The organism is Rhodothermales bacterium, from assembly GCA_039944855.1.
Taxonomy (GTDB): domain Bacteria; phylum Bacteroidota; class Rhodothermia; order Rhodothermales; family JANQRZ01; genus JBBSMX01.
The window spans coordinates 561,752-575,679 of sequence record JBDUXZ010000005.1 but is presented as its reverse complement, the minus strand read 5'-3'; the positions used below and the strand labels follow the sequence as shown (position 1 = coordinate 575,679).

Here is a 13,928-nt window from a genome sequence, read left to right as displayed (position 1 = left end):
TCGCTCCCCATGGAATCTCCCGACTCGTTCATCCGCTTCGAAGGCGTCTCGCGCTCGTACCAGCGCGGCCCCACCGCCGTGCACGCGCTCCGCGACGTGGACCTCGCGCTGCCGCCCAACACGTTCACGGCCGTCGTCGGCCGCAGCGGCTCGGGCAAGTCGACGCTGATGCACGTGCTCGCGGCGATGGAGCAGCCGACGGCGGGGCGCATCACGGTGGGCCCGTGGGCGGTGACAGACCTCGACCGGGCGGAGCGGGCGCGGTACCGGCGCGAGGCCGTCGGAATGATCTTCCAGCGCTTCAACCTCGTCCCGTCGATGACGGCGCTCGGGAACGTCGAGCTGCCGCTCATGATGGCGGGCGTGGGTCGGGCCGAGCGGCGGGCCAGGGCCGAGGCGGCGCTCGCCCAGGTCGGGCTCGCGCAGCGGATCGAGCACCGGCCGGATGAGCTGTCCGGCGGCGAGCAGCAGCGCGTCGCCGTCGCGCGGGCGCTCGTCCACGACCCGCCGCTCCTCCTCGCCGACGAGCCGACGGGCAACCTCGACTCGCAGACGGCTGAGGAGATCGTCGACTTGCTGCGGGCGATCCACCGCGAGGGCCGCTCGGTCCTCGTCGTGACCCACAACCTCGCCGAGTTCCGCGACGCCGCCGAGTGGGTCGTCCGGCTCGACGACGGCGCCGTCGCCGAAGCCGGCCCGCTCGCCGACTCGTCCCTCGCCTTCGCGTAATGCCCGTGCAGCTCGCCGACCTCTTCCGCCTCGCCGCGGGCAACCTCCTCCGCAACCGGACGCGCAGCGCGCTGACGCTCGTCGGCGTCGCCGTCGGCGTGGCGGCGCTCTACGCGCTGCTTTCGTACGGCACCGGCCTCCAGCGCCTCGCCGACGAGGAGTTCGCCACGCTCGAACTCTACAACACCCTCCGCGTCACCTCGACGCCGAACCCCATCGACTCGTTCAGCGATGTGTCGGTCCGCTCGCTCGACGAAGTCGGCGCCCGCGCTGAAAAGCTCGACCTCGTCCCGCTCACTGACAGCGTGCTCGCCGAGATCGCGGCGCTCCCGGACGTGCTCGCGGCGTATCCCGAGGTCGCGTTCCCCGTCCGCGTGCGCGTGGGCAGCCGCGAAGTCTTCGCCGGGGCCGAGGCCGTGCCGATGCAGTTCCAGTCGCTCCCCGCGTACCAGCCCGCCGCCGGCGCGTTCTTCGCCACGCCCGCGGACTCGGCCGTGCTGATCCCGCCGTCGATGGCGGAGCGGCTCGGCTTCGTGCCTGCCGAAACGGCCGTCGGGCAGACGGTGAAAGTGATCACGGCCACGCTCGACTACGCGAAGCTCCAGCAGGCGATGTTCTCGTTCGGGCTCGGGATGCGAACGCTTCCCTTGAAGGAGAAGAAGCACCTCCTGCGCGTGGCGGGCGTGCTGCCCGAAGAAGGGCAGGCGCTCTCCGGCTTCGTCCGCCTCCTCGTCCCGCTCGACTTCGCCGCCTCGCTCCAAAAGGTGACGTTCTTTTCGACGCTCGACCTCGTCACGCGCGGCGACGACACGGGCGGCTACACGGCGGCACGCGTCCAGCTCCGCAGCGAGGACGCCTATGCCGAGGTCAAAACGGCCATCGAACGGCAGGGCCTCTTCGCCACCGGCTTCCGCGACCAGTTCGCCCAGCTCGACCGGCTCTTCGCGATCCTCAACGGCACGCTCGCGATCGTCGGCCTCATCGCGCTCTTCGTCGCCACGATCGGGATCGCGAACACGATGATGATGAACGTCGTCGAGCGGACGCGCGAGATCGGCGTGATGAAGGCAATCGGCGGCGAGGACGGCGACGTGCAGCGGCTGTTCGTCGCCGAGAGCCTGCTGCTCGGGATCGCGGGCGGCGCGCTCGGGATCGTCTTCGGGTGGCTCCTCACCGCAGGGCTGTCGGCGGGCGTGATCGCGTACCTCGACCGGATCGGGATTCCGCCGGTGGACGTGTTCCACACGCCGCTCGGGCTCGTCGCTGCGATCGTCGCGGTGACGCTCGTCGTGAGCGTGTCGGCCGGGTTTCTGCCCGCGCGCCGCGCCGCCCGCGTCGAGCCCATCGACGCGCTCCGCCACGTCTGACGCCTGCTCAGCGGACGATGCTCACCCGCTGCGAGAACGCCCGCTCCGTGCCATCGTCCGTCCGCACCGTGGCACGCACGATGTAGAGCCCGGCCGGTAGCGTGCCGCCGTCGAGCGCGAATGCGTGACGCCCCGCCTCCACGCGCCCGTCCGCGAGCACGGCCACCTGCCGCCCGAGCACGTCGTAGACCACGACCGAGACCTCGGCTACTTCCGATAGCACAAGCGGCACCGTCACCGCCCCGCTCGACGGGTTCGGATACGCCGCGCCAAGTTCAACGCCCGGCTTTCCCGGCTCCGGCCCGTCCTCTGCACTCACCGGAACCACCGGCTCCACCGTGCGGAACACTCCACCCTCCGTGCCAGGCCCCACCCCCGTCACCCCCAGCCACAACCGCCCCTCTGGTCCCACGATGAGTTCCTCCTTCCGCACCGCGTTCCCGACCGCCTCCTCTGCCGCGATCACGCCTGTCCCCGCCCACGTCCGCCCACGGTCCCCCGAGCAGTACACCTGGATATCCTGCGTCTCGCCGGGGTTGATCGAGCAGAGCATCGAGTCACCGAGAGCAATGATCTGCGCCCCTCCGTTGTCGGGAGGAGCCGAAATCTGCCCTACCCGTGTCCACACCGCCCCGTCGAAGCTCTCCCACATCCCGCCGATGTCGTCCTCGGCGAAGTCGTTCACAGCGGCGTAGATCAGGCCCCACGGCGCGCGGACAATGGAGTTGATTCGGTAGCGAAAACCGGCGTAGAGATTCGTCGGCTCCCACGAGAAGCCGTCATCGTCGGAGTAGACGATGGCGTCGTTGCCGCCGGCGACGATCCGCCCGCTGGAGAGGTCAGCCGAGACCGGGAGCGTGGCGAAGGTAAGCGGGAGGATGCGGCCTTCGAGCGTCGGCCACATGTCGATCGGCTCCCAAGTGAGCCCGTCATCGGTGCTCCGGGCAATCGTGTCCGAGGGATGGCCGTCGAGATTACAGATGAGGGCACCAGCGGACGTATAGATGGGCGCGATGCCGCAGCCATCGAGGACGTACACCCACGTCTGCCCGCCGTCGGGGGAGCGCTGAAGGCTGCTGAACCCGACCCCGAACAGGGTGCCCTCGCGTGAGACGAAGGTATCATCGTTCGTGCGGAAGCCGCCATCGTTACGCAGGGCGACGAGCGTCCAGTCCTCCTCGCCGGAGTGGATGACGAAGAGGCCATCCGGCCCGTTGGCATAGACCGACAGCGGCAGATCGTCGGCTATTCCGGCGGCGAGAAGGCCGTGTGCTTCAAGGGGCTGTCCGACGAGTTCCCACGCGAGAGAATCTGCTTCGGGTTGCGCACACGGAGCCGGAGCGGCGAACGGCAGGATTAAAGCGAGCGACAGTACAGCAAGCGACAGCGTTCCAGAAGTGGACATGAAAGCAGAGATCAGGGGGGCAGGCAGAAGGCGAAGCCGCTGTCAGGATTAAGTTATCGCTCCTGAAACGGTACGAGGACGGCGCTGCCAAGTCAACCTCTCGTCATTCCCACGGCACTATCGAACGCCAACGGCCCCGCCTGACGCTCAGACGGGGCCGCTGAATAAACGACGTGCTCGCTAATCGGCGCGCCGACGCCGCTACGCTTCCTGCTGCTTCGGCTCCTGCACCGAGCGGTGCATCGCCCCGTCCCCGCCGACTTCGCCAGCACCGAGCGTCGGCAACGCCTCTTGGTTGCGCTCCGCGAGCGCGGCGGCAAGGCTCTCCTGCAGGTTCGGATATGCCGTCTCGAACATGGTCTGAATCCGTTCGGGATTGCGCACGCCTAGGCCGACGGCGCGGCTCTTGCACGCCTGCCACGTCGCCTTACGCAGGCCCCACCGGCCCACCGAGAACGAGGTCACGGAGCGCCCGTCGTCCCCCACCCAGTTGGCTTCGATGTACGCCGTCTCGTTCTTGAACGCGAGGCGGACGCCGGCCACACCGGACGTGCTCCGCTTCTGCGCGCGGCGCTCCACGGGACCGCTCGGCTCGGGGCGGGCTTCGAGCAACTCATCGCGGTGGTCGATGGCGAGTTGGAGCGCGGCCTCGCGCCCGCCGTACTTGCGATCGGCGAAAAACTTGGTCTTGCGCGTCCCATCGTGGCTCACGCGGACCTGCCAACCGTGCGTAGAGCTACGGCGCGGGCTGTCCTCGGACGGCTCGATGTCGATGCGGACGACGTGATGATGCTTCGACATAATCGGGGGAGTCTGCGAAACGCCGATGGAAGCGACGGTTCAGGCGGTTTGGAGGGTTCGGGAAACAGGGAGATCGGCGGGGTCGGGCACGACGGTGTCGAGCACGCGGGCCGAGGAGAGCACGCCGGGCATGCCCGCGCCGGGGTGCGTCCCCGCGCCGACGAGGTAGAGCCCGTCGACGTCTTCGCTCGCGTTGTGCGGGCGAAAGTAGGCGCTCTGCGTCAGCACGGGCTCGAAGGAGAACGCCGCGCCGCGCACCGAGAGGTAGTCGTCGAGGAAGCCCTGCGGCGTCAGCGTGAGGCTGGCCGTGAGGTGGTCTTCGAGCCCCGGCAGCACGGACTCGGAGAGCGACTGCGCGATGGCTTTGCGGTACTTCTCGGTCTCGGTGCTCCAGTCGGTCCCGCTGTCGAGGTGCGGCACGGGCGAGAGGACGTAGAAGCTGTCGTGCCCGGGCGGGGCCATCGACGGGTCCGTCGCCGTGGGGCGGTGGAGGTAGAGCGAGAAGTCGTCGGCGAGGTGCTTCTTGTGGAAGATGTCGTCGAGGAGTTCGCGGTAGCGCGGGCCTAGGAGGATCGTGTGGTGGGCGACGTCCTCGTACTGCTTGTCGGTGCCGAAATACCACACGAAGAGGCTCATCGAGAGCTTCGCCCGGTCCACGCGGTCGTCGGTCCACGTCGTCCGGTGCTCGGGAGCGATGAGGTGGCGGTAGGTCCACGCCGCATCGGCGTTCGAGACGACCAGGTCGGACGCGAGGTGCTCGCCGGTGGCGAGCCGAACGCCGGTTGCGCGCGGACGGCGACCGTCCTGCTCGACGGTGATCTCCTCGACCGTCTCGCCGAGGCGGAACGTCCCGCCGAGATCTTCGACCAGGTCGGCGATGCCGCGGACGAGCGCGCCCGTCCCGCCCATCGCGTACCACACGCCCCACTTCCGTTCGAGGAAGGCGATGAGCGTGTAGATGCTCGTCGTCGAAAACGGGTTGCCGCCGACGAGGAGGGGGTGGAACGAGAAGACCTGCCGCAGCCGCTCGTCTTTGATGTACTTCGACACGAGGCCGTAGACCGTCCGGTAGCTTTCGAGCGCCGCCATCGCCGGGGCGATCCGTGCCATATCCATCACGCGCCCGAACGGGACGTGCCCGAGCTCTTCGAAGCCGACATCGTAGATCTGCTCGCTCTTCTTGAGGAAGCGGTCGTAGCCTGCCACGTCGTCCGGGTTAAACCGGGCGATCTCGCGGCGCATCGCGGCTGCATCGCCGGTGTAGTCGAAGACCTCGCCATCGTCGAACCGGATGCGGTAGAACGGGGAGATTGGGACGAACTCGACATCGTCCTCCATCCGCCGCCCGGCCAGCTTCCACAGTTCGGCGAAGAGGAACGGCGCGGTGATGAGTGTCGGGCCCGCATCGAACGTGTAGCCGTCCTGCTCGAAGACGCGGGCGCGCCCGCCGGGCTGATCGAGCCGGTCCACGACGGTGACGCGGTAGCCGCGCACGAGGAGTCGGACGGCCGCCGCGAGCCCCCCGAACCCTGCCCCGACCACGACGACGTGGGGGGCGTCCGGCCCCAGCGATACGGGGGCGGTGCGGACATTCAGTCGGGCGTCGGCGCGACGCGATAGCCGGGACATCCAGCTCATGATGCTCTCTTCAAATGGGACCTGTTTGTTCAGATCTAACCCGCTAACGAGGCGAGCAGGGGGAAGTTTCACGAAAACGTTCAAAACGTCCACTTAGTTTGCGAGCCTTGGATGCCTGCTCCCGGGCGCGACCGACCCGCCGCGCTGCCTCTAGGATGACGCTCCGATGCGTACCTTGCGGTAACGGCCCCGAGCCCGCCGCACGGTCCCCCCTTCATGCCTCGCGCGCTATGAACTCTGCGGATCCCGACCCTTCCGTCACGCGGCTCCTCCAGGAGCTCGGCGCCGGGCGAGCCGAGGCCTTCGACGAGTTGCTGCCCGAGGTGATCGGCACGCTCCGGTCGATCGCCCACCGCCAGCTCCGACGGGAGCGCCCGGGGCACACGCTCAACACGACGGCCCTCGTCAACGAAGCGTACCTCAAGCTCGTCGGGAACGACCGCAAAGACTGGGAGAACAGGGCGCACTTCTTCGCCGTGGCGTCGCGGGCGATGCGGCACGTCCTCGTCAGCTACGCCCGCGCACGTAACGCAGACAAGCGAGGCGGGGGAGCCGTTCACATCACCATCGACGAGAACAGTCCGCCCCTCGCCGGCCCCCAGGTCGAGGAGCTCATCGCGCTCGACCAGGCGATGGAGCAGCTAGAGCGGATCAACCCCCGGCACGTGCGCATCGTGGAGTGCCGGTTCTTCGCGGGCCTCACGGTGACGGAGACCGCCGAGGCGCTCGGCGTCGCGCGCGTCACCGTCGTCCGGGACTGGCGGATGGCGCGGGCGTGGCTCCGCCACGCCCTCGAATCCGGGGGGGAGCCGGGGACAGGATGACTCCGGCCCCGCCCGTTTCGCGCTATCCCTCGTACAGTCTCCTGTTCTCCGAGCACGTCACGCGATGGACGCCGACCGCCTCGACCGCATCCAGCACCTCTTCTTCGCCGCTTTGGAGCACCCCTCCGAGACGCGGGCCGGCTTCCTCGACGCCGCCTGCGACGACGCCGAGCTCCGCCGCGCCGTCGAGGCGTACCTCGCTGCCGACACCGACGAGGCGGCGTTCCTGCTCGACGAGCCGCTCGTCCGCCTCTACGAGCCAACGGAGGAGGCGCTCGACGCGGTAGAGGGTGAGGAACCCGACGCCGTCGAAGGCCGCCCCATCGGGCCGTACCGTCTGCGTCGCCTGCTCGGGCGCGGCGGGATGGGGACCGTCTACCTCGCCGAGCGCGAGGACGTCGGCCGGCAGGTCGCGCTCAAGGTCGTCCGGGGCGACCTCGCCGACCCGGCCGCACGGCGGCGCTTCGAGCTCGAGCGCCGGATGCTGGCGCGGCTCGAGCACCCCCACATCGCCCGGCTCTACGACGCAGGCGTGGCCGATGACGGCACGCCGTACTTCGCGATGGAGCTCGTGGACGGCGTGCCGCTGACGGAGTACTGCGACCGCGAGCGGCTCGGCCTCGACGCCCGCCTCCGCCTCGTCGGGCAGGTGGGCCGGGCCGTGCAGCACGCCCACCAGCAGTTCATCGTCCACCGCGACCTCAAGCCGTCGAACATCCTCGTCACGGAGGACGGCACGGTCAAGCTCCTCGACTTCGGCATTGCGAAGGCGCTCGACGAGGCCGGCGAAGAGAGCGGCGCGCTCACCGTCACGGGCCGCCGTGTGCTCACGCCAGCGTACGCCGCCCCCGAGCAGCGCACCGGCGGACCGGCGACGGCGGCCACGGACGTGTACAGCCTCGGCGTCGTCCTCTTCGAGCTCCTCACCGGCAAGCGCCCCGACACGAGCGCCGACCCGACGCGCGAGCCCGACCGCCCCTCGACGGCCGTGACCGAGGCCGACGCGACGAGCGAGGAGGCCGCCCTCGCGCGGCAGACGACGACGAAGCGCCTCGCCCGCCGGCTACGCGGCGACCTCGACGTCGTCTGTCTCAAGGCGCTCCAGCCCGAACCGGAACGCCGGTACGCGAGCGCCGAAGCGTTCGTCGAGGACATCAAGCGGCACCTCGCCGGGCTCCCTGTCACCGCGCGGCGGGACTCCGTGGGCTACCGGCTGCGGAAGTTCGCCCGCCGCCACCGGCAGGGGATCGCCGCGGCCGTCCTCGGCGTCCTCGTCCTCGCCCTCGTCACCGGGCTCTACACGGTCCGCCTCCAGGCCGAGCGCGACCGCGCGCTCACCGAGGCGCGGAAGGCCGAGCGCGTTTCGGCATTCCTCGCCGACCTCTTCGGCGCCTCGAACCCCTTCGCCGAGGTCGGAGGCGACACGCTCCGCGCCCGCGACCTCCTCGACCGCGGCGCGGCGCGCGTCGACGCCGAGTTGGCGGACGAGCCCGAGGTGCAGGCGGCGATGCTCCGCGTCCTCGGCGACGTGTACTACCGGCTCGGCCTCTACGACCGGGCGCAACCCCTCCTCGAACGCGCCCTCGCCGTTCGCCGCGACGCCCTCGGCCCCGCCGCGCTCGACGTGGCCGAGAGCCTCCACGACCTCGCCTGGCTCCACGTCCAGCGCGGCGACTACGCCACCGCCGACTCGCTCGGACGCCAGAGCCTCGCCCTTTACGAGCGGGACGGAGAGCGCACGGTCGGCCTGGCGGCGGCGCTCGTGCTCGCCGCCAGCACCCGCTATTTCCTCGCCGACTACGCTGCGGCCGACTCGCTCTACAAGATGGGCTACGCCCTCAACCTCGCCCTGCTCGGCCCCGACGCTACGGAGACCGTCACGGGCCTCCGCGACCTCGGCCACGTCGCCTTCGCCCGAGGGGATACGGAGGCGGCGCTCCGCTACGCGGTCCTCACGCTCGCCGGCTACCGCCGGATCTACGGAGACGCGCACCCGACCATCGCCAAGGCGCTCAACGACCTCGGCTTCCTCGAGAAACGGCGCGCCCGCTACGCCGAGGCGGAGGCCTACTACCGCGACGCGCTCGCGATGGAGCGGGCGCTCGGCGGCGACGGCGACATGGGTGTGGCGAGCGTGGCGAGCAACCTCGGCGCCGTCCTCGTCGACCAGGCCCGCTACGGCGAGGCCGAGCCGCTGCTCCGGGAGGCCCTCGCCGTCTGGCAGCGGGAGGACCACCCCCACACCGCCAGCGCGCTCAGCCACCTCGTCCGCGTAGCCCGCGAGCAGGGCCGCCTCGACACGGCCCTCGTCCTCCAGCGTGAGGCGCTCGCGACCGCGCGGCGCCACCACGGCGAGACCCACCCCCGCGTCGCCAACATGCTGAGCGCTCTAGGCGACGTGCTCCTGGCCCGCGGCGACGCCCGAGGCGCCGAGCGCGCCTACCGCGAAGGCCATGCGATCGACGCCGCGTTGCACGAGGCCGACCACCCGAAGCTCGCGGCGGGGTCCGTCCGCATCGGCGAAGCCCTCATCGCGCAGCGCCGCTACGACGAGGCCGACGCCCTCCTCCGCGCCGCCCTCGCTCCCCTGCGCCGGACCACCGACACCGACCCGATGGGGCTGGCCGCCGCGCTCGAAGGGCTCGGTCGTGCGGCGACGGCTCGCGGGCAGTACGAGGAAGCAGAGCAGCTCTTGGGGGAGGCGCTCCGGCTTCGGGAGGCCCGTTACGGACCGGGCAGCCCTCACCTCCGCGAAACGCGCGAAGCCCTCGCGGCGCTCTACGAGGCATGGGGACGACCCGGCGACGCCGCGCTCGACCTCGATTGAACGGAGCTGCTGCGGCTCGCGCTGGTACGGGGGCGGGTCTGGGGAAGGAATTATTGGGTGAGGAATGAACCTGTTCGGCGAGGGGTTGCGCCTTCAGGGATAGAGGCCGCTCTCCCACGCTACGCCTCGCCTTTCCTTCAACTTCCCGTGAGGTACTAATCATGCGTGTCCTCTCCCTCCTGCTCGGCGTCTGCCTCCTCCTCCCTCCGGCGGCCCTCGCCCAGACCGAGGTCCAGAAAATCACCTCCTCCGACATCGGCGCGCTCGACAACTTCGGCACCCGCGTCGCGCTCGACGACGACCTCGCCGTCGTCGGCGCCCCCCGCGAGAACTGCAACGTGGGACCGACGTGCGGCGCGGCGTACGTGTTCAGGAAGCAGCCCGACGGCTCGTGGGCTCAGACGCAGAAGCTGACCGCGCCCGGCGCCCGGTCCTTCGGCATCGACGTGGTCATCACCGACGCGCTCTCCTTCGGCAACGTCCCCCGCCAGATCGTCGTCGGCTCGTATTTCGACGGCTGCGCGGGCAGCACCCAATGCGGGGCGGCCTACGTCTTCGACCCCCAGCCCAACGGCTCCTTCGCACAGAGCCAGCGGCTCGTGGCGTCCGACGCCAGCCCCGGCGACCGCTTCGGCATCGCGCTCTCGACCGGCGGCGGGTGGCTCACCATCGGCGCGCCGGGCGACAACTGCGCGGCGGGGCCCGACTGCGGCGCGGCCTACCGCTTCGTGCGCGGCTTCCTCGGCACCTGGTCCGAGTTCCAGAAGCTCACCCCGGACGACCCCGGCGCGGGCGACGCGTTCGGCATCGACGTCGCCGGCGGGCTGGACGCATACGTCGGCGCTGACTTCGACGACTGCGCGGCCGGGAACGACTGCGGCGCGGTCTACTACTTCACGCGCCTGCTCGACGGCTCATTCGGGCAGATACAGAAGGTGACGCCGTCCGACCCGGAAGCAGGCGCCCGGTTCGGCTCTAAAGTCGAGAGCCTCGGGGCCGAGCTCGTGGTCGGGGCCCCCTTCCGCGAGTGCGAGGACGGAGGCCGATGCGGAGCGGCCTACGGTTTCGAGAACCAGCCCGGCGGCAACTACGGCGGCACCTTCGTCGAGACCCAGCGCCTCACGATCCCGGACGCCGAGGCGGTGTCCGCCTTCGGCATCTCGCTCGCGCTCTCCGAGGACTACCTCGTCGTCGGCGACCACTTCGATAGCTGCGCGAGCGGGATCGACTGCGGCACCGCCTACCGCTTTGCCCGGCAGACCGACGGACGGTGGGCCGAGCCGGTCCCGTTCACGAGCTCCGACAACGACACCGAAGACCAGTTCGGGATCTCCCTCGCCCTCGACGGCGACGCCCTCTTCGTCGGCGCCCAGAGCGACGCGTGCGCCGCCGGCACGTCGTGCGGCTCGGTCTACGTGTTCGACCTCTCCAGTGCGGCCATCGCCCTCGATGTCAGGGTCGGCCGTGTAGCGACCGCGAACTGCTCGGACCCCGCGGACCCGGGCACCTGCACCGTGTCGGAGGCCAGCGTGACGGCGGCCCCGGGAGAGGAGTTGGTGGTGCGGTACGCCGTCGAGAACACCGGCGACGTGCCGCTGACGATCCACGACCTCACGGACTCGGCAGCGGGGACGGTGCTGAGCAACTTGGGGTTTACACTAGAACCGGGGCAGAGCGTCTCCGTCGGCATTTTCGTGACCGCGCCCACGATTCCGAACGTCTACGTCCGCGAGGCCACGTGGACGGCCCAGAACGATGAGGGAACGGTCGCGCAGGCAGCGGCCACCTACGAAGTAAACGTCGAAATCACCAGCGCGCCCGACGACGACGGCGACGGCGTGCCCGACGCCGACGACAACTGCCCCGCTACGCCAAACCCGGACCAGGCGGACAGCGACGAGGACGGCATCGGCGACGCCTGCGACACGGCCGAGCCCGGCCCCTGCCCCGAGGCCCTCATCGTCTCGGACTTCGCCTCGACCGGCTCGGAGTTCATCGAACTGAAGAACGTCGGCTCCGCCCCCATCGACTTCGCCGAGGTTTCGTGCTCCGTCGCCGCCACCTACCAGAACGTGTACTTCGCTGCACCGCCCTCGGGTGTGCTCGCTCCGGGCGCGACGGTGTCGGTCCCCACCGGCGTCGTGCTCCGTGACACGTTCTCCGGCCTCGCCGTGGTCAACCGCGAGCCGCTGGCGGTGGGCACGTCGATCCCGGCGGTCCAGCCCGACATCGTAACGTCGCTCGTCTACCTCTCGGGCGGGACGGTCTACGGGTTCTTCCACGTCGATGCGGCGACGCAGCAGCGCTACTGCACGGAGTACGAGACGGCGCGGCTCCACCCCTTTGCGCAGAGCCAGTGCGCGTCGGCGCGGAACGGCGGAGTCGTCGAGAGCCCGGCGACGCTCGACCACGCGGCGATGATCGCGGCGGCTGAGGAGGAGGTGGCGGCGCGGACGGCCGGCGCGCTCCCGACGACGTACGCGTTCGGAGCGGCCTACCCAAACCCGCTTTCCGCGCACACCACGCTCGGCGTCGAGGTGCCCGAGGCGGCGAAGGTCCGCGTCGTGGTCTACGACGTGCTCGGGCGCACCGTCGCCGTGCTCCTCGACGAAGCCGTGGAGGCGGGACGCCACGAGGCCGTGCTCGAAGCGTCGACGTTGGCGGCAGGGACGTATCTCGTCAGGATGACGGCGGGCCCCGCCGGGTCCGCGTTCGCCGCCACGCAGCTCCTCACCATCATCCGATAGCCAGACGGGCGGCCCCGCGTCGTCTCCCCACGAGGCGAAGCGGGGCCGCCATCCTCTTCCGCCCCCCACGCCTCTCCGACAACCCCCTTTACGTCATGTCCACCTCGAACGCTCCGACGACCCTTGCACAATCCACGACATCTCGACCTCCGCTGCGAAAGTCCTTCGAGCCTCCCACACTAGAGCAACTCGGCGTCTTGCACGAGGTAACCGGGGGGCCAGGATTGGGGACGGAGGATGCTGTGATCTTCGCCCCCGGCGGCGATCCGACCGACGATCCCTCCTGAGCAGCGACGTAGTCGAGCTATCGTCGCGGCCCTGCCTGAGCAATCGGGTGGGGCCGCAACCGCTCGGTGCATCGGGCGAGGCAAAGGCTCAGGGCCCAAACCCACCTTCGTCGAGTGCCTCGAACCGGGCACGGAGTTCGTCGAGCGAATCGCCGCCGAACTTTTCGAGCACGGCATTCGCGATCACGAGGGCAACGGTGGCCTCGGCGACGGTGCTCGCGGCGGGGACGCTCGTGACGTCGCTCCGCTCGTAGCGCGTCGGCTGCGGCTCGCCGGTGGCGAGGTCGACGGAGCCGAGCGGCCGGATGAGCGTCGGGATCGGCTTCATCGTGCCGCGCACGACGATCGGCATCCCGTTCGAGACGCCGCCTTCGATCCCGCCGGCGTGGTTGCTCGTCCGGCGGAACTGCCCGTTCTCTTTCGTGATCGGGTCGTGGAACTGCGAGCCGGGGCGGGAGCCGCCCGCGAACCCGTCGCCGATCTCGACGGCTTTCTGTGCCTGGATCGAGAGGATCGCCTGCGCGAGCTGGCCGTCGAGCCGTCGGTCCCAGTGGACGTACGACCCGAGGCCGGGCGGCACGCCCGTCACGACGACTTCGTAGACGCCGCCGAGCGAGTCGCCCGCCTTCTTCGTGGCCTTGATGTGGTCGATGCATGCGGCCGAGAGGTCGGCGTCGAGCATGCGGACCTCGTCGGCGTCGGCGGCTTCGTAGAGCGCGCGTGCGCCGCCTTTTTCGACGAGCGCGGCGACGCGGTCCTGCCAGTCCTCCGGCCCGTCGTACCCGACCTCGCCGATGCGGACGACGTGGCTGCCGACTTCGATGCCGAGGTGGCGGAGGAGGACGCGAGCGAGCGAGCAGCACGCGACGCGCATCGCCGTCTCCCGCGCGCTCGACCGGTCGATGACGGGGCGGATGTCGTCGAACCCGTACTTCTGCACGCCGACGAGGTCGGCGTGGCCGGGCCGGGGAAGCGTGACCTTTTCGACGCCTACGCCCGAGCCTTCGACGGCCATCGCCTCGGGCCAGCCCGCGCGGTCTTTCTGGTACGCCGCGTTGTCGAGCCGGAGCGCGATCGGACTGCCGAGCGTGTGCGAGAAGCGGACGCCGGAATAGATGTGCACGCGGTCCCGCTCGATCTTCGCCCGACCGCCGCGCCCGTATCCGAGCCAACGGCGCGCGAGGTGTTCATCGAGGTCGGCGGCCGTGACGGGGACGCCGGCCGGCATCCCTTCGACGATCCCGATGAGCGCCTCGCCGTGCGACTCGCCGGCGGTGAGATAACGGATCATCGGGGGAAGGGA

At 70.3% G+C, this 13,928-nt stretch carries 9 protein-coding genes; 5 read left to right on the top strand and 4 right to left on the bottom strand.

Features of this window, described 5'->3' with window-relative positions:
* Positions 1 to 9: 9 nt before the first annotated feature.
* Both ABJF88_05035 and ABJF88_05030 read left to right on the top strand, forming a co-directional pair.
* Positions 10 to 729, top strand: coding sequence for an ABC transporter ATP-binding protein (locus ABJF88_05035; protein ID MEP0546275.1), 720 nt, complete (start codon positions 10 to 12; stop codon positions 727 to 729).
* Entirely contained in the window at positions 729 to 2,096 is a 1,368-nt protein-coding gene (locus tag ABJF88_05030; GenBank protein MEP0546274.1) for an FtsX-like permease family protein, read from the top strand. Before ABJF88_05035 ends, ABJF88_05030 begins: the two co-directional genes overlap by 1 nt.
* A 7-nt stretch (positions 2,097 to 2,103) precedes the next feature.
* On the opposite strand, the gene ABJF88_05025 is transcribed toward ABJF88_05030, so the two are convergent.
* The 3 genes from ABJF88_05025 to ABJF88_05015 form a co-directional block, all read right to left on the bottom strand.
* On the bottom strand, positions 2,104 to 3,501 hold the full coding sequence (locus ABJF88_05025; protein MEP0546273.1) for a T9SS type A sorting domain-containing protein: 1,398 nt from the start codon (positions 3,499 to 3,501) through the stop codon (positions 2,104 to 2,106).
* Positions 3,502 to 3,702: 201 nt separating this feature from the next.
* The gene (locus ABJF88_05020; GenBank protein MEP0546272.1) at positions 3,703 to 4,302 is read right to left on the bottom strand and encodes an AP2 domain-containing protein; all 600 of its coding nucleotides are present in this window, start codon (positions 4,300 to 4,302) and stop codon (positions 3,703 to 3,705) included.
* 39 nt (positions 4,303 to 4,341) lie between these two features.
* A complete protein-coding gene (locus ABJF88_05015; protein ID MEP0546271.1) occupies positions 4,342 to 5,940 on the bottom strand; it encodes a phytoene desaturase in 1,599 nt (532 codons plus the stop codon).
* 230 nt (positions 5,941 to 6,170) lie between these two features.
* On the opposite strand from ABJF88_05015, the gene ABJF88_05010 reads away from it, so the two are divergent.
* The 3 genes from ABJF88_05010 to ABJF88_05000 all read left to right on the top strand — a co-directional run bounded on the left by ABJF88_05010 (position 6,171) and on the right by ABJF88_05000 (position 12,338).
* Positions 6,171 to 6,764, top strand: coding sequence for a sigma-70 family RNA polymerase sigma factor (locus ABJF88_05010; protein MEP0546270.1), 594 nt, complete (start codon positions 6,171 to 6,173; stop codon positions 6,762 to 6,764).
* Between the two features lie 64 nt (positions 6,765 to 6,828).
* Positions 6,829 to 9,591, top strand: coding sequence for a tetratricopeptide repeat protein (locus tag ABJF88_05005; GenBank protein MEP0546269.1), 2,763 nt, complete (start codon positions 6,829 to 6,831; stop codon positions 9,589 to 9,591).
* Between the two features lie 161 nt (positions 9,592 to 9,752).
* Positions 9,753 to 12,338, top strand: coding sequence for a T9SS type A sorting domain-containing protein (locus ABJF88_05000; GenBank protein ID MEP0546268.1), 2,586 nt, complete (start codon positions 9,753 to 9,755; stop codon positions 12,336 to 12,338).
* A gap of 375 nt (positions 12,339 to 12,713) precedes the next feature.
* Here the strand turns inward: ABJF88_05000 and aroC are convergent, their stop codons facing one another.
* Entirely contained in the window at positions 12,714 to 13,916 is a 1,203-nt protein-coding gene (aroC, locus tag ABJF88_04995) for a chorismate synthase (GenBank protein MEP0546267.1), read from the bottom strand.
* Positions 13,917 to 13,928 lie beyond the last annotated feature (12 nt).

Coding starts and splice junctions, on each gene's coding strand:
- ABJF88_05000 (MEP0546268.1), top strand. CDS start 9,753: ATGCGTGTCCTCTCCCTCCTGCTCGGCGTCTGCCTCCTCCTCCCTCCG.
- ABJF88_05035 (MEP0546275.1), top strand. CDS start 10: ATGGAATCTCCCGACTCGTTCATCCGCTTCGAAGGCGTCTCGCGCTCG.
- ABJF88_05015 (MEP0546271.1), bottom strand. CDS start 5,940: ATGAGCTGGATGTCCCGGCTATCGCGTCGCGCCGACGCCCGACTGAAT.
- ABJF88_05010 (MEP0546270.1), top strand. CDS start 6,171: ATGAACTCTGCGGATCCCGACCCTTCCGTCACGCGGCTCCTCCAGGAG.
- ABJF88_05025 (MEP0546273.1), bottom strand. CDS start 3,501: ATGTCCACTTCTGGAACGCTGTCGCTTGCTGTACTGTCGCTCGCTTTA.
- ABJF88_05030 (MEP0546274.1), top strand. CDS start 729: ATGCCCGTGCAGCTCGCCGACCTCTTCCGCCTCGCCGCGGGCAACCTC.
- ABJF88_05005 (MEP0546269.1), top strand. CDS start 6,829: ATGGACGCCGACCGCCTCGACCGCATCCAGCACCTCTTCTTCGCCGCT.
- ABJF88_05020 (MEP0546272.1), bottom strand. CDS start 4,302: ATGTCGAAGCATCATCACGTCGTCCGCATCGACATCGAGCCGTCCGAG.
- aroC (MEP0546267.1), bottom strand. CDS start 13,916: ATGATCCGTTATCTCACCGCCGGCGAGTCGCACGGCGAGGCGCTCATC.